We start from the raw sequence: 22795 nt of genomic DNA, 5'->3' as shown, positions 1-22795 counted from the left end.
GATTTGATTAGAAGTATACGGATAGATCATCATGAATTTGCATGAGTATCAGGCAAAATCCCTATTTGCCGAATATGGTTTACCAGTGTCAGAAGGTTTTGCATGTGATACAGCCCAAGAAGCTGTAGAAGCGGCAGGCCGTATTGGCGGAAATTTATGGGTTGTTAAGTGTCAAGTACACGCAGGCGGCCGCGGTAAAGCGGGTGGCGTTAAAGTCACTGGCGATAAAGAAGAAATCAGAGCCTTTGCCGAACACTGGTTAGGCAAAAATCTGGTGACTTATCAAACAGATGAGAAAGGTCAGCCGGTTGCTAAAATTTTAGTAGAAAGCTGCACCGACATCGCTAACGAACTGTACTTAGGTGCAGTAGTTGACCGTGCTACCCGTCGCGTGGTGTTCATGGCTTCTACCGAAGGTGGTGTTGAGATTGAGAAAGTGGCCGAAGAAACGCCAGAACTCATTCACAAAGCGATCATCGATCCACTGACTGGTCCTCAACCTTACCAAGCACGTGATCTTGGCTTCAAACTGGGCTTAAACCCAACTCAAATGAAGCAATTCACCAAGATCTTCATGGGTCTGGCGACTATGTTCGTTGATCACGATTTCGCACTGCTGGAAATCAACCCACTGGTTATCACCACTGAAGGTAACCTGCACTGCTTAGACGGTAAAATTGGTATCGATGGTAACGCACTGTTCCGTCAACCAAAAATCAAAGCAATGCACGATCCATCACAGGATGACGCCCGTGAAGCTCACGCTGCAATGTTCGAACTGAACTATGTTGCGCTGGACGGAAACGTGGGTTGTATGGTGAACGGTGCTGGCCTAGCAATGGGTACTATGGACATCGTTAACCTACACGGCGGCAAGCCAGCTAACTTCCTCGACGTAGGTGGTGGCGCGACTAAAGAACGTGTTGCTGAAGCATTCAAGATCATTCTGTCTGACAGCAATGTGAAAGCCGTTCTGGTTAACATCTTCGGTGGTATCGTACGTTGTGACATGATCGCAGAAGGTATCATTGGCGCTGTTAAAGAAGTTGGCGTTAAAGTGCCAGTTGTAGTGCGTTTAGAAGGTACTAACGCTGAATTAGGCCGTGAAGTATTAGCTAAATCAGGTCTTGATATCATTGCAGCTAACAGTCTGACTGATGCGGCTGAGCAAGTAGTTAAAGCTGCGGAGGGCAAATAATGTCTGTATTAATTAACAAAGATACCAAGGTAATCTGCCAAGGCTTTACCGGTGGTCAAGGTACTTTCCACTCTCAACAAGCTATCGATTACGGTACGCAAATGGTTGGTGGTGTATCTCCAGGTAAAGGCGGTACTGAGCACTTAGGTCTGCCAGTGTTCAACACTGTGAAAGACGCTGTTGCTGCTACTGGTGCAACCGCTTCTGTTATCTACGTTCCAGCTCCTTTCTGTAAAGACGCTATCCTCGAAGCTATCGACGGTGGTATTGAGCTGATCGTTTGTATCACTGAAGGTATCCCAACACTGGATATGTTGGAAGTGAAAGTGAAGCTAGAAGAAACTGGCGTTCGCATGATCGGTCCAAACTGCCCAGGTGTTATCACTCCAGGTGAATGTAAGATTGGTATTATGCCAGGCCACATCCACTTAAAAGGTAAAGTGGGTATTGTTTCTCGTTCTGGTACGCTGACCTATGAAGCGGTTAAGCAAACGACTGACGAAGGTTTCGGCCAATCTACTTGCGTAGGTATTGGTGGTGACCCAATCCCAGGCACTAACTTCATCGACGTATTGGAAATGTTCCAAAACGATCCGCAGACTGAAGCCATCGTGATGATCGGTGAAATCGGTGGTACTGCTGAAGAAGAAGCGGCTGCTTATATCAAAGCTAACGTGACTAAACCTGTTGTTTCTTACATCGCGGGTGTAACTGCTCCTGCTGGTAAGCGTATGGGTCACGCGGGTGCGATCATTGCTGGCGGTAAAGGTACTGCTGCTGACAAATTTGCTGCATTAGAAGCAGCGGGCGTGACAACTGTCCGCTCGTTAGCTGATATCGGCAAAGCGCTGCGTGCTAAAACCGGTTGGTAATCTAACCGTTAACACACGAAAAGGCGCCTAAGGCGCCTTTTTTATTGCGTGTCTGTTAGCCTGTGCCGAGCAGTAAAGTGTGAGAATGGGACAAAGCTAACATCGCGCAGGCTAGCATTTTTATTTACAAAGGGTTAGATTGGGCTTCTCTACCAAACGTCATCACCTGATGGACGTGTGAATGCATTAGTAGAGCCACAACCCTAAGCCCTGCGCTTATGGCACCACGGCTGTTCAGCAATACATCTTGTACTTAATTACCACGCGATTGCGGCATTTAGCTGCGAGCGTATTTTTTTATTGGTTTATCCCATTGGGGGAGGATAAGCCCACAGCAGATGTTTAACCCTAAGGGACATCTATTTACACGAGGGAAAGACTGTGAAAACACCAAAGATCATTATTTCAGAAATCGATTTAGAAAGACTCGAGCGTCTACTGGAGTCATTACCAGCCAACGCCTTTCCAGGACGCGCGGCATTGGAGGCGGAACTCGACCGAGCCGATATTGTGCCTGCCGCGCAGATGCCCGGTAATGTGGTGACGATGAATTCTGAGGTGAAATTTAGTGTGTCATCCAGTGACGACACCTTCTGTTTACGATTAGTTTATCCCAAGGATGCGACAGGTGAGGGTACGATTTCCATTCTTGCGCCCGTGGGCAGTGCTTTATTGGGTTTATCCCAAGGGGATGAAATCGAATGGCCAAGACCCGGCGGCACTATGGTCAATGTTCGTATCGAAGAAATTATGTATCAGCCAGAGCGTAGCGGTGACTTTCACCGTTAATCACAGCGCTGGATGTGAGTGTCTAGAGGGCAATATGAAGGAAGCCAATATGATTATACAGACAGAGCGTTTAATACTCAGACCATTTGCCGAGCAGGATGTCGATGCCCTCTACTTGATGAATAGCATTCCCGAAATGCTTAAATACATTCCTGTTGCGCCGTTTACTGCTCCAGAGCAGGCGCGGGAGTTGTTCCATAACGTAATTTTGCAGGATTATCAGCAACGGGGATTCGGCCGCTGGGCCGTCGAGCACAAGGCTGATAAGAAGGTGATTGGTTTTTGTGGACCTAAGTTTATTCCCGAATATAACGAAGTCGAAATTGGCTATCGTTATTTTCCCGAGTATTGGGGCAAGGGGATTGGTACCGAAGCTGCTCAAGCTGCAATCAGTGTGTTCCCGCAGTTTGGTATTACGCAAATCATTGCATTGATCCTAGAGGGTAACATTGGCTCTGAGAGCGTTGCTAAACGCATAGGCATGCATTGGCGTGAACCAAGTGAGTTTATGGGACATAAAGTGAATGTGTACGCGAAGGTGCTCTAACTGTGCATGAGCGTTTCAATAAAAAACCAGCCTAGATGGCTGGTTTTTTATTAGGTGTGTCTGGTTGATATCCAGATTGAGCTAAATCTGCCTACTCGTCGTTATGATCGCATTTATCGTTGGTGCAATGACCGTACAAATATAAGCTGTGGTTAGTCAGTTTAATGTTGTACTTGCTGGCGATTTCGTCTTGACGACGTTCAATTACTTCATCTGAAAACTCAATCACTTTGCCACAGGAGAGGCACACTAAGTGATCGTGGTGGTGTTGAGTCGATAACTCGAATACCGCCTTGCCACTTTCGAAGTGGTGGCGAGATACGATACCGGCATCATCAAACTGGTTTAATACACGGTAAACTGTTGCTAGACCAATTTCTTCACCTAAATCGAGCAGTTTCTTATATAAGTCTTCTGCACTGATATGTTGGTTTTCAGGTCCTTGCATCAGTTCTAGGATCTTGACTCGTGGCAGGGTGATTTTCAAACCGGCTTTTTTTAGCGCTTGATTTCCATCTGTCATTGCTAATCTCTTGATTGCAGAACCAATAGGTTCATCCGTGGATAGTGAATGCCATTATAGGGGGTCAAATTAAAAACTTAAACCTTTGTTCTAGCTTTATGGGTCTATATGCAGATAAATTGTGTCACTTAGCGCGAAATTGCAATAAATTGCGGCAATTCAAGCATAGTTTTTGTAAGGTTATACCAAGGAATAATGTTCACGACGCGCAAATGTCGGGACAATGGACAGAATAATTACAATAAAAGGAAGCGGTATGTACCAGCATATTGTGGTGTTAACTGGCGCGGGCATTTCTGCCGAATCGGGATTACGTACCTTTCGCGATCAAGATGGTCTATGGGAAGAGCATCATATTGAAGACGTGGCCACTCCCGAAGGTTATGCCCGCGATACCGAACTGGTTGAGCGATTTTATAACAGCCGTTGGGAGCAATTGCACAGTGGCACAGTGATGCCTAATGCGGCGCATCTGGCATTGGCTAAGCTAGAGGCGGAATTTGCCGGGCAATTATTGATTGTGACCCAAAATATTGATGATCTACATGAACGAGCGGGTTCTCGGCGCTTGTTGCACATGCATGGCGAATTATCCAAAGGTCGTTGCCCACGCTCTCGCCAAACTTTCTTATTAAGAGAACCCTTCGGCCCCAATAACTGTTGTACCTGCTGTATTCCCGCGCAACGATTACGCCCCCATGTGGTGTGGTTTGGCGAAATGCCGCTGGGAATGGACAGAATTCACGATGCGCTCGATAACTGTGATTTATTCATTGCCATTGGTACGTCGGGCACTGTGTATCCGGCGGCAGGGTTTGTCGATACGGCCAATCATCATGGCGCACAAACGGTGGAAGTAAATTTAGTCACACCCGATAGACACAGCCAGTTCCAATATCATTTAACCGGTAAGGCAGGGGATTTGGTGCCTAAATTGGTCGATACCATACTCGCAGGCAAAGTGATTGGCTCCGATTTAGCCGAGTCCGATGTTTAAGAATGAGCAACGAGCCCATGACGCAAAAACTGGCGATTATTATGCGGGGATTACCGGGCAGCGGTAAATCCCATTGGGTCGAGCAGTTTGTGGCTAATCTACCGTTAGAAGAGGCGATTCGCGTTCGCCAAGGCGGCATTTTTTCGACCGATAGTTTTTTCTACGAGGGAGAGGAGTATCGATTCGATGCGAAAAAACTCTCCGAATATCATCAACGTAATTTAACCGCGTTTATCCACGCGCTCAGTAGCGCTCAGCCTATCGTGATTTGTGATAACACTAATCTTTGCCGCTGGGAGTACATGGCCTATGAGGCAGCTGCGAAAGCCTTAGGTTATCAAGTGCGTATCGTACTGGTGGGGGAGCCTTCAGCGCGCACGCATCAACAACTGTGCGCCGAGCGTAATCGTCATGGTGTGCCGCTAAGTCAAATACGGCGTATGGCAGCGCAGTTTGAGGCATTCTAGGTGTCTCTTTGTCTCTTTGTCTCTTTGTCGCCTTGAGCTGGCGTTTAGCGTGTCACCACTTTGAATGACTAGGCTTTCAATCGACTCGATTTTCTCGGTTAGATGTTAACTTGTCATCTTCTGCTGTTAGTCTGATATCGAAATGTACGGCTATGTCGCCGCAAAATTGTGTTGCATAAGCTTGATCTTAATGACAGTTTCGCATTTCAATGTCGATTATAATCGATTAAGTCCCGCCTTCTGGAGTGTCCCTTGTTAACAAAACTGTTGCTCACCTTAGCCGTTATCATTATGGCGATTTTACTGCTGGCCAATCGGCGTCCTAAGCAGCGGTCTGCCACTTCGGTAAATCTTCTGCCGATGCCGAGTCTGTGGCGTCGTTACGGCATGCGGGCAGCATTTTTACTGCTGGGGCTGAGCCTTTTAAGCTACAGTGTGTGGTACTGGTACGATCAACATAAAGTCGTGACTGTGACGATAGTGTCTCCAGCTGGTGTGTTATCCGGCGTGTATAAGGCGCGCAAAGGGGATATCTCGGAGGCCAAAATGGTGACGATTGAGGGCGTACACATTCGCTTTTCTAATGCGGAGCGGCTAGAAATTCTCGAAGACTAACACAGATTTATTTTATGAATTTATCGCTCCCGCCTTTTCATTACTAAGTTATACGTTAAACTAGCGACAATTTTTTAGCCTGCACTTAAGTGGACTTTTTAGCTTAAGTTTTTTTCAGGAGGACACATGATTACTGCCTATGTCTACGAAAACCGTCAACTGACGGTCACTGAGATTAACACACAAGACAGTATTCCGGCGTCGACCATATGGTTGGATCTCTATAAACCTGATGATGCAGAGCGAGAATGGTTAAGTCGTTTTTCCGTTGAAGAAGTGCCCGACGAAGAAGATATCAACGAGATTGAGGCCTCGGCGCGTTTTTATCAAAACAGCGACGGCTTACATATCAATTCGTTATTCCCCCAGCGAGTGGGGCAAGACGTACGTGGGGTAAACGTTTCCTTTAACCTGCGGACGAACTTCCTGTTGACCATACGTGAAGAGGATGTCGGCCTGATCCGTTTGTTGCGTAACTACTTACGCCTTGGTCGGTTAGAAGTCTCAACCCCGCAGGAATTGTTCCTCGAGCTCTTTAATCTGAAAGTGGATTATCTCTCCGACTTGATTGAGGACGTGTATACGGTCCTTGAAAATGTCGGTGAGCAAGTGTTTGATAATGATGAGCTGGATGATGTGTTCAAACTCATCACCTTGCAGGAAGACTCGAACGGTAAAATTCGTTTAAGTTTGCTCGATACCCAGCGCTCGCTTCGTTATATGCAGCGATACTACCGTGGGCAATTGTCCGATGAACATTTGAAAGATTTACGCGAAATGCTCTCGGATATCGAGTCGTTAATGCCCCACAGTCAGTTTATCTTCGATAAGTTAAACTTTTTGCTCGACGCCGCCATGGGTTTCAGTGGGTTACAGCAAAATAAGATCATTAAAATCTTCTCGGTTGCGGCTGTGGTGTTTCTGCCGCCCACGCTGATTGCCAGCAGCTACGGAATGAACTTCCATGGAATGCCTGAGTTAGGTTGGCAATATGGTTATCCGATGGCGATTTTGATGATGCTGGCAAGTGCAGCGGGGACCTATTTCTTCTTTAAACGCAAACACTGGCTCTAATCGCGAGTATTGACGTGGATGCAAAAAAGCCGGAGTACTCCGGCTTTTTATTGGGCGAATGAATTCCGTTGGTTTATTTACGGCTATCGCCACCAAAGTAGTAACTCACGCGTTCACGTGGATTGAGGTATTCATGCACTTTTTCGGGGAGTGCCGCGGGTGGTAGGCACCGCACGATGCAGATCCCTTCGACTTCCAGGTCGACAATTGGCGCCTGATCTTTAGGCACGAGCGCATCATAAACAAGGATTTTCGGGCACAGTAGCTTTTGCAGATTGACCGACATCACCATGGCATATTGACCGCTCGACAACTCCACCACACTTCCCGGTGGATAAATGCCCAGTATTTTGATCATCTTGCCAATATATTCCTGATTTAATTTGGTTTTATATTGTTTATATAAATAGCCTAAGGCTGCGTAGGGCATGCGCGCCTTGCCCTGATTACTCGGATAACAAAGCGAGTCGTACTCGTTCACGACAGCGAGCAGCTGGGAGATTTTATCCAGTTCTGCTTCCTTCAATCCCTTGGGATAACCCGAGCCATCGAGATACTCATGGTGATTGGTGATCGGAGCGAGCGCCGCCTCGGGGAAATTCTCGGCGAGCTTAAGCAGTTCAATCCCCAGCAGCGGATGTTGTTTGATAAAATTCAACTCTGGCGCGGACCAAGGTGTGGTCTTTTTCAAAATCTGCGGCGGCACTTTGAGTTTACCGACATCGTGAAACAGCGCACTTAAGCCCACCAATTCGATTTCGCTGCGGTCCCACTCCATTTCTTTGGCGATAAGCATCGAGAGTATCGCCACGTTTAGCGAGTGGTAGTAAATGCTCTCATCTTGCTTAGCATCGCTCATTAAGTGCAGGACGAGGTTATCGGAGTTGAGTAGTTGCTCGACTATGGTATGCACTAAATCCTTGGCATCATCCACGGCGTTGAGCGGGCGATTACGAAGTTTGGCGATAAGGCTGCGCATCATAGCAACCGAGCGGGTAAAGTTTTGCTCGGTTTTGTGAATATCGCGGCGCAGCTTTTTTTGTACTTCGATTTGTTCGGCTTTATAGATATCCATATCGTTTTTTAAACTATGGATATCTGCGCTAGGGGGAATTTTAATGGGATTGACGGCTTCAGCGGCCAAAGGTGTGGTCTCGCTACGCTCTAAATCGACAATAACGTATTCAATACCAAGGTTTTTAATTAACTCAATCTGCGCAGCTTGCTTGATATGAAAGCTACTGAATAAAAAAGGATGATCTTTCCAGGCCACGGGTAAACGCACAAAATTACCCACCTGTAATTGATGAACTGAGACTTTACAGCTTTTTTTCATATTCTTGTTATCGCGAAGCCAATGGAGTTATTTTATATCAATGATGCAGCTTTACAATTACTTAACTAACGTGTCAGCATAGTAAGAGTACAAAATAGCCGAAACACTGAGCCAATATGGATTTTATCGAAGTATACCCTAATGCTATCCCCGATGACCTATGTGATCGTCTCATTCTTGCATTTGAGCAACATTCAGGTGTGGTTGATGGCCAAACGGGTAATGGGGTCGACCTCGAAAAGAAGATCAGCCGAGATCTTACCTTAGATAATTTTGCCGATTTACAGCCTCTCAAAAATGAGCTGTTATCTTATACCCTAAAGGGCGCCGCCGATTATTTTACTCAATATTCCATGGCGTTAATGGGCGCGGTATCAGTGTCTGTGAGTGACGAGCAAGGCCAAGCGGTAACCTTAACGCCGAATAATTTTGAGCGCTTAGGTCAGCCAAGAGCCGAAGCCTTAGTAAAATATTTGTACCGCAGTGGCAGTATTAATATTCAAAAATATCAAAAGAATAAAGGTGGATATCCCCACTGGCATTCGGAGCAGTTTCCCCAGCTAAACCATAATGAGGCGCTGCATCGCGTCGTGTTGTATATGTTCTATCTCAATGATGTGGAAGAAGGCGGGGAAACGGAGTTTTATTACCAGCAGCGTAAGATTTCACCAAAGAAAGGCACTATGGTGATTGCGCCGGCAGGCTTTACCCATTCCCATCGCGGCAATATGCCTATCAGTAATGATAAATATATTGCCACATCGTGGGTGATGTTTAACCGCGCCGAACAGTTATACGCGGTATATGGCTAACGAATAATGGCGCGTGAATAAGGCGGTTAAGCAGGGATAGTAATTCTAAACTTGGCGCCTTCTAAATGGCTTTCCTCAATACTCAAATAGCCGCCGTAGCTGCTGACAATCTCATCACACACAGCCAGCCCAATGCCTTGTCCTGGGGATTGGGTGTCGGCTCTCACGCCCCGTTGAATAATTTTTTGGCGCAGCTTTTCTTCAACCCCGGGCCCATCGTCTTCGACAATTAATTCAAAATCACCTTGGTCCGTAAAGCGGGCGCTGACCTGAACTTGGCTGATACACAAACGGAAGGCATTTTCCATTAGGTTGCCGCATAGCTCCATCAAGTCGCCCTTATTGCCAGGGAACTGCAGGTTTGTGGGGATGTTGGCCTTAAATTGCACCTGTTTTTCGCGATAAATCTTAAATAACATTTGCGCCAGTTGATCGACCAGCGGGGCGATGGCGGTGTGCTCCTGCTTTAAGCCTTGGCGGCCTAACATGGCACGCTTAAGTTGATATTTAACGAGCTGATCCATTTGGCTAATCTGCTCCATGATTTTTTCATTGGCGGATTGCTTCGTCAGCGTCGTGTCATCAGTAATGGCGTGAACGGCGGCAAGACGGGTTTTTAGACTGTGGGCCAGATCGTTCATCGCGTTTTGATAACGTTGTTGTTGGGCGCTCGATTGTTGCAATAGTTGGTTAAGGGCTTGAGTTACGCCTTCAAGCTCAACGGGATAACCCTCTGATAGTGATTTTGTCTTACCTTGGTTAATCGATTGCAGTTCGTTTTGCATCCGCACCAGTGGACGCATCCCCCAATATGCCGCACTGACCAGCAGAATAAGTGCGAGGGCGAGCACCATGGCTAAACGGATGTAAGTGCGCTTACTGAATTTACTGTATTCCTGCTCAAGCTTCGCCGCATCCTTCATCACCAGCAGGTTGTAGTGTACTCCCGCGATTTCGACCGCGAGCAAATACACGAAGTAACCTCTGTCATCGGCCATGGTCAGGTAGTAGGGCGGGGAATCATTACGGATTTCGTTGAAACGTTCGCAAGTATCGAACAAGCCCCGGTCGACTGCGAGGGAAGATGTCCATACCTGTTTAAATTTTTCATCGCAGCTCGCCATCACATAGCGTTCTTGCTTGTTGTTTTCCTCTAACCAAGCGCTGGTGTCGGGAATTAAATCGTGCTCCCTCAGCTCTGCGGCGACTTGGGGGATTTCGGCGATAAGCTGCGCGGTTTCTTCGTTGTAACTATTTTGCGCATGCAGAATATTGACCATCCAAGCGAGGCCAAATCCGACTAAGGTGATGATTGATAATGAGGTGAGAAACATCCGCGTCAGCAGACGTTTCTTCATTTTGAGTCTTAATTGCATGGCAGATTGAATTTGTAACCTTGGCCACGAATGGTCGCTATCGGGTTGTCTATGCCATCACGGGTGAGTTTTTTGCGCAGACGGCTCACCATTACTTCAATGGTGTTTGGATCGCCTTCCTTGTCACCATAAATCACATCTAAGAGTCGCTGTTTGGCGACGACCTCATGGCAATGGCGCATCAAATATTCCAGAATGAGGTATTCAAAGGCGGTGACTTCCATAATCTCGTTGCCGAGGGTCACTTGCTTGGCGGCAAGATCCAGCTTTAACTCACCACTGGTGATGACGGGTTTAACAAAGCCTGCGCTGCGTCTGACTAAAGCGTCGAGTCTCGCGACTAACTCTTCTTTCTGGAAGGGTTTGACTAAATAGTCATCGGCACCGGCGTTAAGGCCTTCGACTTTATCTTGCCAGTTAACTCGGGCCGTTAGGATTAAGATAGGCGCTTTAACGCCTTCTTCACGTAATTGTTGGATAAGGCTAATGCCGTCTTGATCGGGTAAACCTAAATCGACAATGGCCACATCGATGGGGTAGTTAGTCGCTTGGAAGAACCCTTCCTTGGCGGTGAGAGCGACTTGGACTTGGTTGCCCAAATCGCTTAATTGCACTTTTAGATGGTGGGATAAAATAAGATCATCTTCAACAACCAAAATTCTCATAATACTCATGCCTTAAAGTCGACTGGGCTCAGTGTACGCAAAATATACGCGGGAGCCAAATATTGTCTTATCATAACGAATAACAACTTAACCTTGGCTGACCGAGCCGATAGAGTGGCGAAAATAAGTACTAATTAATTGTCTTTAAAGAGATTGTCCGATCTATCCCTCTGCCTTGAGGTTGAAGATCATTTTATTGCATCTTGGCCTATGATTGCGTGGTTTTGCGCCAAATCCCATTAGCACTCCATACGGCTCCTAAGCTAAAGAGCATCACACCGCCCATGATTACAGCGAGTCTTATCCAAGGCGCACCGTGGGCAAGACGCATTTGCACCGCATCGATTGCGGTTGTACCCCAAACGATAACCACACTGATGCACAGTATCGCTTGCAGTAGTCGAATGACGACTGGATGTTTGATGAGTAGACCAAGAGGCGCGACTGCAAATAGGCCAGTTAATAGCAGCTGGTCATAGCGTAGGAAATGCGCGCTTAATAGCCAAAAGGCGACAATAATCCAACTCACTCTCCACCACATAGCTTTCTCCTCGTTCTATATTGACGAGGTCTAATGTAACGGCATTTAAAGGACTATTCTATTTGCTTGTTCACAAAATCAGGATAAGACAATAAAAAAGCCCAACTAAGTTGGGCTTTTTAGCGGAGACAAAGGCATTCTAACGTCTGTATTACTCGACCTTATGCACTTGCTCATCGAAGTTACTGGCGACTTTACCAGCTTGAGTATTGTTGAATACGGTTTCGTTAAATTCACCTTCAGATTTGGCAATGACCACTGTCGCGACGCAATCACCCGTCACGTTAACTGCGGTACGCACCATATCTAGGAGTCGGTCAACCCCGATAATAAGAGCAATCCCTTCAACGGGTAGGCCGACTTGGTTAAGCACCATAGCTAGCATGATTAACCCTACACCTGGAACCCCAGCAGTACCGATTGAAGCTAAGGTTGCGGTGACAACAACGGCAGCATAATCGGTAATGGTTAATTCAATACCAAAGACTTGGGCGATAAATACCGTGGCGACACCTTGCATAATGGCCGTGCCATCCATGTTAATGGTGGCGCCTAATGGCAGGGTGAAAGAGGCAATTTTGTTATCAACACCGAGTCTGTGCTCAGACGCCTCAATTGTAATCGGCAAGGTGGCGTTAGAGCTTGCGGTTGAAAAGGCAAACAACTGCACATCGCGCATCTTACGAATAAAGATCAGCGGATTTAAGCCTGAGAATAACTTAAGCAGGGTCGGATAGACGATAAAGGCGTGGATCAATAGCACCACCAACACGACAAAGAAATATTTGACCACACTCTCGAATGTTCCCAAACCTAGCGTTAAGGCCAGTTTTGCCATCAGTGCAAACACCCCGTAAGGCGCAAGCTGCATGATCAAAGTAACGACTCGCATGATCACTTCATTTAAATCTTCAAATAACGCGGCAACACGTTTTCCACGCTCGCCAATATGCGCAATCGCAAAGCCAAAAATCACCGCAAAGATAATAATCTGCAGCATATTGCCTTCGCTCATGGCCTGCATCGGATTCGTTGGCACTATATTGATTAGGACACTTGAAAGACTAGGCGCTTCTTTGGCTGTGTATTCCATTTTTTCGGAAGCGAGCGAAGCATTACCAGGATGAACTAATACCGCGCTGACAATGGCCAGAATTAAAGCAATCGCCGTTGTGAATAAATAAAAGGCTAATGTTTTGCCGCCTAAACGACCTAATTTTGAAGGTTCACTCAGTGAGCAAGTGCCACAAACTAACGAAATAAATACCAGTGGAACCACTAGCATTTTCAAACTTGAGATAAAGATTGTGCCGATAACATGTAAGAAACCTTCTGTAATGTAGTCTTTTACTATATCGCTTTCTGGAAAGGCATTGCGGAGTATGAGACCTAAAGCAATACCTGTTGCCATACCGAACAGAATTTTACTTGTAAGGCCGAATTTCTTTTGTGATGAGGTTGCCATGGGGATTCCTGTGTGTTTTTTATACATTCTAATATTGGCGACGACAAGCCTAGCAAGAAAATGCAGAAGTTTAAATGAGTTCCGATGTTAAACTAAGCGCAAAATATGAGAAATAAAATAAGAGAGTATTGGAAAAGTTACGTGAAAATTGTGTAATGTTAGCCTATAAGTTAAAAGCGTCAATCTTAGTATTATCATCAGAGTAACAGGGAGCCTGACAATGAAGTCAGCGTATAAGGTTTTTCTCGCAGGAATATGTTCACTTTTTTTGGTCGCATGTGGCGGCGGAGGCAATATCTCCGACGATGGCACTGGCACCACCCCAACCCCAAGTGTAATTACCGTTACAATGGGGATTTCAAATACCAATATATCCGCGAATGCGCCTGCCACTGTTACAGCTAAGGTAGTCGATTCGAAAGTTGGCGCGTTAGCGGGTGAATTGGTGACCTTTAGTTTGAGTAATTCAAACATGGGGTCTTTTTTCCCTGCCGCAGCAACTGCATTAACAAATAGTGAAGGTGTAGCCTCTATTATTTTAAATACGGCCACTATTGCAGGTGCGGGCACTGTGAGTGCAAAGATTGATAGTGGTGAATCCGGCAAAATAGGTTTTGTGATGGCGGGTGACGGCGGTCAAGCTGGTGGCGGAGCTCAAGTTACTCTAAAACTAACAGACTCTGCTGGTAATGCGATTGATAGTATTACGTCGACTACGCCTGGTATTTTAACTGCCACTGTCACTGGATTATCTAAAGCGGCCATTGTGACTTTTGATACTACTATTGGCGATCTTCCTGTAAAAACAGCAATTACAGATGCTAATGGTAAAGCGAGTGTTAATTTGTACGCTGGGAGTACTCCTGGCGCTGGTACCGCCAAAGCATCACTAAACACAGGTGAATTTGGTGAGCAAGTGTTTGTTGTGGGAGCAACCAATGTCCTAATGGGCAGTGGTTCACCTTTTGTGTCAGGTAAGGCTGATGTGAGTGCGACGACCTTATCTGCAGGTGGTACTGCAACCGTTTCTATTCTGCTGCAAGACAGTGATGGCAATCCATTTACTGAGCCAGTTGATGTTAAATTCGCGTCGACTTGTTCTAATAAGTCATCCCCAGAAGCTGTACTTAGCACTCCGGTCACCGCCGTTGGTGGACAAGCAACCAGTACCTATCTCGCGAAAGGTTGTGTTGGAGATGACAATATCACTGTTACTGCCGACGTAGGTGGCAAGAATCTTTCTGCAACGGGCACAATTAAAGTGTTATCGGCAAATGTCGGTAGTATCGTTTTTGTTGACGCAACGCCTGAAAATATTGGTATCAAAGGTACAGGAACCGCAGAGTCTTCAACCTTGCGCTTTAGAGTGCTAGACACTAACGGCAATGCTGTAGCTAACAAGTCTGTTGATTTTAAGCTTAATAATGATTCAGCAGGATTGAGTTTAACGCCTGCAACTGCGACATCTAACAATCAAGGTTATGTACAAACGGTTGTTAATTCTGGCACTGTGGCAACGACTGTTCGAGTGACTGCAACAACGCTTGGCACAGACGGTTCGAGTATTTCCAGTCAATCCAATGTATTAGTGGTGTCAACGGGTAAGCCTGACCAAGACAGTTTTTCACTTTCTGCTTCAGTATTAAACGTTGAAGGTTGGAACTATGATGGTGCTAAAGTTACGGTCACCGCTCGTTTAGCCGACGCCTTTAACAACCCTGTACCCGATGGCACTGCAGTGGTATTTACGGCCGAAGGTGGTTCAATAGAAAGTTCATGCCAAACTAAAGATGGTGTTTGTTCTGTTGTTTGGACCAGCCAGTTACCTCGTCCAGTGGGAATTGATGGAAATGGCCCCTTCTTCGATAGTAATGGTAACCGAGTGCAGGAACCTACCGCTTTCTTAAAGCAAGAAGTAAATCTTGCCGGTGGAAGCTATAATGGCAATTATTACGGTCAGCCCTATGGCGGACGCGTGACGATTACCGCGACTGCGATTGGCGAAGAGTCTTTCCCTGATCTTAACAGCAACAACATTCTCGATACTGCTAGTGAATTTAACTTATTTGTGGGTAGTGCAACTAACTGCGGTCGTGACAATAGCGGTGACTGTTATGATTTAAGTGAAGCTTATGTCGATCATAACGAAGATGGTATTTATACACCGAAATACATGACGGCAAGTACCACTGATACCTCTGGCGCACGTGAGACCTTTACAGACTTTATTGATCCAGTCAATCCAACAGGACAAGGTGAGTTCAATTTAGCGGATGGCGAGTATAGTGGTGTACTTTGTGATGCTTCAGTTTCTGGCGTGAAATGTAGTCCACAAGCATCAATCTCTGTACGACGTTCACTGGTACTGGTGATGTCTAGTAGCGAAGCCTATGCAACGACACTTGGAAACGTTGTGATTAATGATAACGTTGCTGGTAACAACCAAATTGATATTGGTATTAAAGGTACTGCATCTGTAATGTTTACTATTGCAGATATTAATAACCAGCAAATGCCAGCAGGTTCTGTGGTTAACTTTAAAGCTTCAGGAGCAACAGTAACGAGCTCTACAAGTTATACTTGGCCAAGCACCAACTATAACGGTGGCAGGCAGTTTGTTGTGAGTTTAAAAGGTGGCGATCAGGCGGATTCTGGTAACTTGATCGTGACGGTCACGACTCCGGGATTAAGTGATGTCGGACTCGAGGGGACAACCTCTGAAGTGTTGAATATTCCTATTGTTGTTAAGTAGGTTTCAACTAAAAAAATAAGGTGCCAATGGCACCTTATTTTTTACCTGCACATTTTAGGCTCAAATCACATTAGCGTTGGAATGGATACACACTTCCTAATTTCATGATTTGGGTCAGCTCATCTAATGCGGTGCGTGATTCAATCACTAATTGCGGATCGGCTAAATCTTGTGTCGATAAACGGTCGCGATAGTGTTTATCCACCCAAGTGTTTAAACGCGCGAATAAAGCATCGTTAAGTAAAGTGTGTTGATTTACAGCTGCGACTTCTTGTTCATTCATGGCAACCCGTAAACGCAAGCAGGCGGGGCCGCCACCATTTTGCATACTTTGTTTCACATCGAAATACAGCACTTGTTTAATTGGCGTATTTAACGTGAGTAGCTCATTTAAATACGCATAAACAGCCGGGTTCTCTTGGCAGTCCGTTGGGGCAATGATGGCCATTTCGCCTGAGGGAAGGGTGATTATCTGGGTATTGAATAGATAGCTCTTTACCGCATCGTTAATCGCTACTTTGGCCGTTGGAACCTCGATAAAGAATAATTCGGTATCGAGTTTTCGTCTTATTTCATCCAATTTAGCCTGTGTATTTAAGAATGCCTGCTCATGGTAAAACAGCACATTTTGGTTACCCACGGCGATCACGTCATTGTGGAATACCCCTTGGTCAATGACATCGGGATTTTGTTGAATAAAGACGCAGTTATCTTCCTCGAGTTGGTGCAATCTTGCTATCGCCATCGACGCTTCGAGGGTTTGTCTTGCAGGATATTTTTGCGGTCTTGGCGCATTAGGATTGGTGGCTTCTTGGCCGTAAACAAACAGCTCGACCCCAGCATGACCATATTCTTGGCACAGGCGAGTATGGTTCGCCGCGCCCTCATCACCGAAGCTATTATGCTCAGGTAAATGGTTATGATGATGAAAATAGTGGGGATCGTTGAAAGTTGCTGTTAAGATGCGCCCCGTTGTGATGGGCTCGATGCTGCGATGTAACTTATCTACTAAGTTGGCAGGGGTAAAATGCAGTTTACCATCACGGGTGTCGGCACTGGGAGACACGGTTGCAGCATTTGCCGTCCACATACTCGAAGCACTGCAACAGGCATTAAGCAGCGCAGGCGCGGTTTTAGCGGCTTGTTGTAAAACTTGGGCATCACTGCCAGAAAAACCAATTCGGCGCAGTGTATTAAGATCTGGGCGCTCTTGCGGCGCTAACATGCCTTGGATCATCCCTAAATCAGCGAGTGCTTTGGCTTTTTGCAAACCTTGTTTAGCGGCGGCTTTAGGATTTGAGACTAAAGCGGCGTTGTTGAGTGAGGCCACATTGCCAAAAGACAAACCGGCATAATTGTGGGTTGGCCCAACGAGTCCGTCGAAATTCGCTTCAAAGTGCTTCATTGCTTATCCTTGTGATAGGGAAGGTTATTATTTATTCAAATGGTCCCTGAAGCGACCCAGTATACTGAAGGTTTTTGTGGGCACAAGCGCACGGTTTTGTGCTCAAAGCGACTTTTTCGCGATAAATGCATAACTATTTCTTGCTTGCTGGCAAATAATGAAATATTAGTTTTTAATTACGCAATATTATTTTTTTACATTTTTTCAACTTTGATTAAAAAGTGACTCGCTGGTACATATAAAAGAGGGATTAGCTTGAAACTCTCAATGCAACCCTCTATATATGGAGCCAATTTCCACCTTCTTGAGATTTTTTGGCGCAAATCAAACTATGGGTAAATCGCTAGTTATTGTCGAATCACCGGCCAAAGCTAAGACTATTAATAAATATCTTGGCAAAGAATTCATCGTTAAATCGAGCGTGGGGCATATCCGTGACCTACCAACTTCTTCATCTGACGGCAATGAAAAGGTGAAATCCGCCGCCGAAGTGAAGAAGATGTCGCCAGAAGAAAAGGCGCGATATAAAAAGGTGAAAGACCACCAGGCGCTGGTGTCGCGTATGGGCGTTAACCCTGAAAAGGGCTGGGCGGCTAAATATCAAATCCTACCGGGTAAAGAGAAAGTCGTTAAAGAGCTGCAAGCCTTAGCCGATTCTGCTGACCAAATCTATCTCGCAACGGACTTAGACCGTGAAGGGGAAGCCATCGCCTGGCATTTGCAAGAGGTGATTGGTGGCGATCCTTCACGGTATCAACGCGTTGTATTTAACGAAATCACCAAATCTGCGATTCAAGAAGCCTTTAGTAAACCTTCTTCCCTCGACACCAATATGGTGAATGCCCAACAGGCACGACGCTTTTTAGACCGTGTCGTCGGCTTTATGGTGTCTCCACTGTTGTGGAAGAAGGTTGCTCGCGGCTTATCCGCAGGACGGGTGCAATCCGTGGCCGTGCGTCTCGTGGTGGAGCGTGAAAGCGAAATCAAAGCCTTCGTACCTGAAGAGTTTTGGGATGTGCATGCACAGCTAAATACGCCTGCGAGCGAAGCGCTGCGCATGGAAGTGGTAAAGTACTTAGACTCAGCCTTCGAGCCAACAAACGAGCAGCAAGCGTTAGCCGCCGTTCAAGCCTTATCTTCTGCCAGCTTTAAAGTGATCGCTCGTGAAGATAAAGCGACCCAAAGTAAACCTTCGGCTCCTTTTATTACTTCTACTCTGCAACAAGCGGCCAGTACTCGCTTAGGCTTTGGGGTGAAGAAAACCATGATGATGGCACAGCGCTTGTACGAAGCGGGTCACATCACTTATATGCGTACCGATTCGACAAACTTAAGCCAAGAAGCGTTAGACAGCGTGCGTGAGATGATCGGCAAGGAATATGGCACCAAGTATTTACCTGCCGAACCGATTCGCTACGGCTCTAAGGAAGGCGCACAAGAGGCGCACGAAGCGATTCGTCCATCAAACGTGAATGTCGAAGCGGCTGCCTTAACTGATATGGAACGTGATGCACAGCGTCTCTACGAGCTGATCTGGCGTCAGTTTGTCTCTTGTCAGATGACTCCTGCCCAATACGATGCGACCAAACTCACGGTCAAGGCGGGTGACTATGAACTGAAAGCGACGGGACGTATCCTGCGCTTTGACGGTTGGACTCGTGTTCAAACCGCATTGAAAAAGAAAAATGAAGAAGACAATACCTTGCCATCGGTGAACGAAGGTGATCTGTTGTCTCTGGTTGAACTAGAGCCTAAGCAACACTTTACTAAGCCGCCTGCCAGATACAGCGAAGCGTCATTGGTAAAAGAATTAGAGAAGCGTGGTATCGGTCGTCCTTCAACCTATGCCACTATTATTTCGACGATTCAAGAACGGGGTTATGTCAAAGTTGAAAACCGCCGTTTCTACGCTGAGAAAATGGGCGAGATTGTCAGTGAGCGTTTAGTCGGTAGTTTTGCTGAGCTGATGAGCTACGACTTTACCGCTAGCATGGAACAGACCCTCGACGATGTTGCCAGTGGTGAGCTGGATTGGAAAAAGGTTCTCGATGGTTTCTATGCCGACTTCACTAAACAATTAGAGAAGGCGGAATTGTCACCAGAAGAAGGCGGTATGCGCCTCAATCAAATGGTGATGACCAATATTAAGTGTCCGACTTGCGGTCGCCCTATGGGGATCCGTACCGGCACAACTGGGGTGTTCCTCGGTTGTTCGGGTTACGAGTTGCCACCGAAAGAGCGCTGCAAAACCACCATGAACTTAACGCCAGGTATTGAAGCGATTAGCGACAGTGAAGATGCCGAAACCGATGCACTACGCGCCAAGCATCGCTGCGGCATTTGTGGTACGGCGATGGACAGCTACCTTATCGACGAAAAGCGTAAGCTGCACGTTTGCGGTAATAACCCCATCTGTGAGGGTTATGAAGTCGAAGAAGGACAATTTAAGATCAAAGGTTATGAAGGTCCATTAATTGAATGTGACCGCTGTGGCCATGATATGGAGCTGAAAAACGGCCGTTTTGGTAAGTATTTTGGTTGTACTAACGAGGAATGTAAAAATACTCGTAAGTTACTGAAAAACGGTGAAGCTGCGCCTCCAAAAGAGGATCCTATTTATCTGCCAGAGCTGAAATGCAGCAAGTCTGATGCGCATTTTGTGCTGCGTGATGGTGCGGCGGGGATTTTCTTAGCCGCCAGCACTTTCCCTAAATCTCGGGAAACCCGGGCGCCACTCGTCGAAGAGTTAGTGAAATATCGCGAGCTGTTGTGGCCAAAATATCAGTATCTTGCCGATGCTCCTATCGCCGATGATGAGGGGAATAAAGCGGCGGTTAAGTTTAGCCGTAAGACCAAAGAGCAATATGTGGCGACCGAAGTTGATGGTAAAGCAACCGGATGGTCGGCGCATTATGTGAATGGTAAATGGGTGACTGAATCGACGGCGAAGAAAGCTAAGAAGTAACCTGATCTGAATCGGGTTTAGGATCCTTTTCTTCGTGGTTATAAATGGGTTCACTTAGGTGAGCCCATTTTGTTATCTAGGGTTCTTACAAGCGCCGATTAAAGCAATGATAGTGGTTTACCGATAACCGAGATATTGTGAATAAAAATACCTGTCTCGTCCTAAGATAGGTTGACAGTTTTTAGGCCAGCTCCAGTAGCTGGTCTTTTCTATTGTGCACCTGATTAGGGGAGTCCATATTCAAACTCAGATGCGGTCTCATATTGTTGTATATTGCTATCGATTCTCTAACAAGTATCTTCAGCTCCGCAAATGTCCTACATCGGTGCAGTAAAAACTCCTGCTTCAGTATGCCATTTACTCTTTCTGCTAATGCATTTTGGTAGCAATCATAACCATCCGTCATTGACGGCTGGATTTGGCTCGCCTGAAGCGCATTCTGATAAACGGCTGAGCAGTACTGTAAGCCTCTGTCTGAGTGATGCACCGCGTTGCCGATATAGCGCTTATCTTTGATGGCCATTTTTAACGCTTTCACCACACTCTCGGCTTTCATGTCTTTACTCACGTGATGACCGACTATTTTACGAGAACTGGCATCGGTGATCAGTGACAGGTAGTGCACACCTTGGTCTGACTCAAGATAGGTGATATCGCTGACCAGTACATGCCCTGCATCGTGCAGTCCCTCCTCTTTCAGCAGATTAGGATGCTTCTTCATCCAGTGTTTGCTGAACGTGGTTTTTGTGTAGCTTTTCTTCGGTTTAACCAGTAAACCTTCACTTCTCAAATAGGTAAAGAACCCATCTCGCCCGAGTTTAATATCGTGCTCAACCAGCTTGGATTTTATCAACGTGTAGAGCTTACGGGCCCCTAACCTTGGCATATATTTACGCCAGTACTGGACCCAGTCTTTGATAACCGATAGCTCAGCTCTACGACTTTCCATTCGAGCAACTGCCTGATAAATACCTTGCCTCGACATACCCGCAGCACGACATGCGGCAGCGAGGTTTATTTCTCCGTTGCCTTTTGCTTGCCAGACGTACCGGATAAGTACTTTTTTCTGAGGCCTGCTCCATATTCATTGTCCATGATATCAACCATGCCATTGAGGATTTGGTTACGCAGTTTCTCTTCTGCTAACTCACGTTCAAGGCGCTTGATCGTTTCGGCAGGTGTTTCTTTTGACTTAGTCATAAGGGGATGCTGAAAAGGTTTCGACCAATCAAGTCTACCATGTTTTCTAAGCCAGACGAGTACCGTTGAACGGCCTTGAATACCAAAATGGGCTTGGGCTTGTTTGTACGTCATTTCGCCTTTTTCAACACGCTCTACAACGCCTAATTTAAAGGCTAAGGTGTAATCTCGTTGTGTGCGCTTACGCCTTGAGTTAATTAATGTTGTCATAAAGAAATCCTCTTTATGTCAACGTATTTCAGGACGGGACAACCACGCATAAAAAAGCCAAGTCACAGACTTGGCTTTTTTATAGAAAACATTCCTAAGTTAATAATTTAGCAATGCGATATCACCATTTCTTCTTCGGTTGAAACAGCATATCGATGTCATCTTCTTCATTTTTAGGTCTAGGCGCACTTGGGGCTGACAATTTTTGTGCACCCATAATCTCATCTAACAACATCTTGGCTTCATCGACCTTGCGGGCAATAAAAGGGTCATTCGGCGTTTGCGCTTTAATGGCGTGTAGGGTTGCTAAAGCTTTTGTGACCATTTGCTTAGATGAACCATATTGCTTCATAAAGCTTGCGGCACGGGCACGGGACAGCATGGAATCAACATTAATCCGTAGCTGTAAACTATCGATACGATTCTCTTCCTGAGCAAAAACATTGGGGTCGACTCGTCCCTTGTTGTGTTCTGCACGTAAAATGGCTTTCAGTTTCTTGAGTGTTTGTACTAACACTAAGATCTGCTTGTCATTATCCGGCAATCTAAAATTCTCGATAGGGGGCATCTGTGGCGTGTTAGATTGCAATGTCTCGATTTGTGACTTGAGATCGGTAAGACGACGTTGAAAATCCGATTGCTGTTGACTCGCACTTAAAGTGGTGGCGATTTCTAACGCTTCTTGCACGCGACGATAGAGCACTAAAATGATGTGTGTACTGCAAGGGATCATCCCTGTGTTGGACAATACGGTTTCAGTTTCATCAATAATTGCGCGTTGACGGGCAAATTCTATGCGACGTTCAGCCTCAGCACGTTCTTTTTGTTGTTGTATAACGTTAATTCCGATAACAAGCAGTAAAAGTGCACCGATGAGGATCAGAACCAAGGTGAATGTCATAGCTGTTCCATTATTTATCTAATTGGGCTAATGCTACAATAAATCAATAAACTAGCATAGTTATCTTAGCCTAGGTTATCATTTC

At 46.0% G+C, this 22795-nt stretch carries 20 protein-coding genes; 11 read left to right on the top strand and 9 right to left on the bottom strand.

Translation table 11 applies throughout. From position 1 onward, the window contains the following. Positions 1-31 precede the first annotated feature (31 nt). The 4 genes from sucC (at position 32) to CF168_RS12150 (ending at position 3406) form a co-directional block, all read left to right on the top strand. Positions 32-1198 (top strand): ADP-forming succinate--CoA ligase subunit beta, encoded by a 1167-nt coding sequence (gene sucC, locus CF168_RS12165; protein WP_011622416.1) that lies wholly within the window; start codon positions 32-34, stop codon positions 1196-1198. Next, positions 1198-2070, top strand: coding sequence for a succinate--CoA ligase subunit alpha (sucD, locus tag CF168_RS12160; RefSeq protein WP_011622417.1), 873 nt, complete (start codon positions 1198-1200; stop codon positions 2068-2070). The genes sucC and sucD overlap by 1 nt, the downstream gene beginning before the upstream one ends. A gap of 381 nt (positions 2071-2451) precedes the next feature. Further along, on the top strand, positions 2452-2859 hold the full coding sequence (gene rnk, locus CF168_RS12155; RefSeq protein ID WP_089068002.1) for a nucleoside diphosphate kinase regulator: 408 nt from the start codon (positions 2452-2454) through the stop codon (positions 2857-2859). Positions 2860-2908: 49 nt separating this feature from the next. Further along, complete coding sequence (locus CF168_RS12150; protein WP_089068001.1) at positions 2909-3406, top strand: GNAT family N-acetyltransferase; 498 nt, start codon at positions 2909-2911, stop codon at positions 3404-3406. 91 nt (positions 3407-3497) lie between these two features. Here CF168_RS12150 and fur read toward each other — a convergent pair whose 3' ends face one another. After that, positions 3498-3929 (bottom strand): ferric iron uptake transcriptional regulator, encoded by a 432-nt coding sequence (gene fur, locus CF168_RS12145; protein ID WP_011716738.1) that lies wholly within the window; start codon positions 3927-3929, stop codon positions 3498-3500. Positions 3930-4185: 256 nt separating this feature from the next. Between fur and cobB the strand changes: the two genes are divergently transcribed. The 4 genes from cobB to corA all read left to right on the top strand — a co-directional run bounded on the left by cobB (position 4186) and on the right by corA (position 7082). Further along, positions 4186-4926 carry a Sir2 family NAD+-dependent deacetylase gene (cobB, locus tag CF168_RS12140; protein ID WP_089068000.1) on the top strand — a complete coding sequence of 247 codons (741 nt, stop codon included), beginning with the start codon at positions 4186-4188 and terminating at the stop codon, positions 4924-4926. Between the two features lie 17 nt (positions 4927-4943). Continuing rightward, positions 4944-5393, top strand: a complete 450-nt coding sequence (locus CF168_RS12135) for an ATP-binding protein (RefSeq protein ID WP_089068967.1) — start codon at positions 4944-4946, stop codon at positions 5391-5393. A 252-nt stretch (positions 5394-5645) separates the two neighbouring features. Then, positions 5646-6008 (top strand): hypothetical protein, encoded by a 363-nt coding sequence (locus tag CF168_RS12130; protein ID WP_089067999.1) that lies wholly within the window; start codon positions 5646-5648, stop codon positions 6006-6008. 126 nt (positions 6009-6134) lie between these two features. Beyond that, a complete protein-coding gene (corA, locus tag CF168_RS12125; RefSeq protein ID WP_086904051.1) occupies positions 6135-7082 on the top strand; it encodes a magnesium/cobalt transporter CorA in 948 nt (315 codons plus the stop codon). Positions 7083-7155: 73 nt separating this feature from the next. Here corA and CF168_RS12120 read toward each other — a convergent pair whose 3' ends face one another. Next, positions 7156-8418, bottom strand: coding sequence for an HD-GYP domain-containing protein (locus tag CF168_RS12120; RefSeq protein ID WP_089067998.1), 1263 nt, complete (start codon positions 8416-8418; stop codon positions 7156-7158). Between the two features lie 116 nt (positions 8419-8534). Between CF168_RS12120 and CF168_RS12115 the strand changes: the two genes are divergently transcribed. Further along, the gene (locus CF168_RS12115; protein ID WP_089067997.1) at positions 8535-9230 is read left to right on the top strand and encodes a 2OG-Fe(II) oxygenase; all 696 of its coding nucleotides are present in this window, start codon (positions 8535-8537) and stop codon (positions 9228-9230) included. Between the two features lie 26 nt (positions 9231-9256). Here the strand turns inward: CF168_RS12115 and CF168_RS12110 are convergent, their stop codons facing one another. From CF168_RS12110 to CF168_RS12095, 4 genes are all read right to left on the bottom strand, one after another. Next, positions 9257-10606 carry an ATP-binding protein gene (locus CF168_RS12110; protein ID WP_086904054.1) on the bottom strand — a complete coding sequence of 450 codons (1350 nt, stop codon included), beginning with the start codon at positions 10604-10606 and terminating at the stop codon, positions 9257-9259. Further along, a complete protein-coding gene (locus CF168_RS12105; protein WP_041408752.1) occupies positions 10597-11271 on the bottom strand; it encodes a response regulator in 675 nt (224 codons plus the stop codon). The genes CF168_RS12110 and CF168_RS12105 overlap by 10 nt, the downstream gene beginning before the upstream one ends. Positions 11272-11479: 208 nt before the next feature. Further along, a complete protein-coding gene (locus CF168_RS12100; RefSeq protein ID WP_089067996.1) occupies positions 11480-11812 on the bottom strand; it encodes a hypothetical protein in 333 nt (110 codons plus the stop codon). 151 nt (positions 11813-11963) lie between these two features. Further along, positions 11964-13277 carry a dicarboxylate/amino acid:cation symporter gene (locus CF168_RS12095; RefSeq protein ID WP_086904056.1) on the bottom strand — a complete coding sequence of 438 codons (1314 nt, stop codon included), beginning with the start codon at positions 13275-13277 and terminating at the stop codon, positions 11964-11966. Positions 13278-13497: 220 nt separating this feature from the next. On the opposite strand from CF168_RS12095, the gene CF168_RS12090 reads away from it, so the two are divergent. Beyond that, positions 13498-16029, top strand: a complete 2532-nt coding sequence (locus tag CF168_RS12090) for a hypothetical protein (RefSeq protein WP_089067995.1) — start codon at positions 13498-13500, stop codon at positions 16027-16029. Positions 16030-16099: 70 nt separating this feature from the next. On the opposite strand, the gene astB is transcribed toward CF168_RS12090, so the two are convergent. Next, positions 16100-17434, bottom strand: coding sequence for an N-succinylarginine dihydrolase (astB, locus tag CF168_RS12085; protein WP_089067994.1), 1335 nt, complete (start codon positions 17432-17434; stop codon positions 16100-16102). A gap of 331 nt (positions 17435-17765) precedes the next feature. On the opposite strand from astB, the gene topA reads away from it, so the two are divergent. Continuing rightward, positions 17766-20399: a type I DNA topoisomerase gene (topA, locus tag CF168_RS12080; protein WP_089068966.1), complete on the top strand. Its 2634-nt coding sequence runs from the start codon at positions 17766-17768 to the stop codon at positions 20397-20399. A 181-nt stretch (positions 20400-20580) separates the two neighbouring features. On the opposite strand, the gene CF168_RS12075 is transcribed toward topA, so the two are convergent. Both CF168_RS12075 and zomB read right to left on the bottom strand, forming a co-directional pair. Continuing rightward, positions 20581-21809, bottom strand: a protein-coding gene (locus CF168_RS12075; RefSeq protein ID WP_089067993.1) for an IS3 family transposase whose coding sequence is annotated in 2 segments (ribosomal slippage) — positions 20581-21458 and positions 21458-21809 — 1230 coding nt in all. Because the reading frame shifts where the segments join, the coding sequence is not laid out codon by codon here. A gap of 121 nt (positions 21810-21930) precedes the next feature. Continuing rightward, a complete protein-coding gene (gene zomB, locus CF168_RS12070) occupies positions 21931-22710 on the bottom strand; it encodes a flagellar motor control protein ZomB (RefSeq protein ID WP_011716752.1) in 780 nt (259 codons plus the stop codon). Positions 22711-22795: the final 85 nt, after the last annotated feature.

Origin of the sequence: Shewanella bicestrii, from assembly GCF_002216875.1 — a bacterium.
Taxonomy (GTDB): Bacteria; Pseudomonadota; Gammaproteobacteria; order Enterobacterales; family Shewanellaceae; genus Shewanella; species Shewanella seohaensis.
Note: the sequence above shows the minus strand (reverse complement) of the source record. Positions and strands in the feature narration are given on the sequence as shown.

Coding starts and splice junctions, on each gene's coding strand:
- CF168_RS12105 (WP_041408752.1), bottom strand. CDS start 11,271: ATGAGAATTTTGGTTGTTGAAGATGATCTTATTTTATCCCACCATCTA.
- fur (WP_011716738.1), bottom strand. CDS start 3,929: ATGACAGATGGAAATCAAGCGCTAAAAAAAGCCGGTTTGAAAATCACC.
- CF168_RS12120 (WP_089067998.1), bottom strand. CDS start 8,418: ATGAAAAAAAGCTGTAAAGTCTCAGTTCATCAATTACAGGTGGGTAAT.
- CF168_RS12100 (WP_089067996.1), bottom strand. CDS start 11,812: ATGTGGTGGAGAGTGAGTTGGATTATTGTCGCCTTTTGGCTATTAAGC.
- sucD (WP_011622417.1), top strand. CDS start 1,198: ATGTCTGTATTAATTAACAAAGATACCAAGGTAATCTGCCAAGGCTTT.
- zomB (WP_011716752.1), bottom strand. CDS start 22,710: ATGACATTCACCTTGGTTCTGATCCTCATCGGTGCACTTTTACTGCTT.
- cobB (WP_089068000.1), top strand. CDS start 4,186: ATGTACCAGCATATTGTGGTGTTAACTGGCGCGGGCATTTCTGCCGAA.
- sucC (WP_011622416.1), top strand. CDS start 32: ATGAATTTGCATGAGTATCAGGCAAAATCCCTATTTGCCGAATATGGT.
- corA (WP_086904051.1), top strand. CDS start 6,135: ATGATTACTGCCTATGTCTACGAAAACCGTCAACTGACGGTCACTGAG.
- CF168_RS12150 (WP_089068001.1), top strand. CDS start 2,909: ATGATTATACAGACAGAGCGTTTAATACTCAGACCATTTGCCGAGCAG.
- astB (WP_089067994.1), bottom strand. CDS start 17,434: ATGAAGCACTTTGAAGCGAATTTCGACGGACTCGTTGGGCCAACCCAC.
- CF168_RS12095 (WP_086904056.1), bottom strand. CDS start 13,277: ATGGCAACCTCATCACAAAAGAAATTCGGCCTTACAAGTAAAATTCTG.
- CF168_RS12090 (WP_089067995.1), top strand. CDS start 13,498: ATGAAGTCAGCGTATAAGGTTTTTCTCGCAGGAATATGTTCACTTTTT.
- CF168_RS12110 (WP_086904054.1), bottom strand. CDS start 10,606: ATGCAATTAAGACTCAAAATGAAGAAACGTCTGCTGACGCGGATGTTT.
- CF168_RS12115 (WP_089067997.1), top strand. CDS start 8,535: ATGGATTTTATCGAAGTATACCCTAATGCTATCCCCGATGACCTATGT.
- CF168_RS12135 (WP_089068967.1), top strand. CDS start 4,944: ATGACGCAAAAACTGGCGATTATTATGCGGGGATTACCGGGCAGCGGT.
- topA (WP_089068966.1), top strand. CDS start 17,766: ATGGGTAAATCGCTAGTTATTGTCGAATCACCGGCCAAAGCTAAGACT.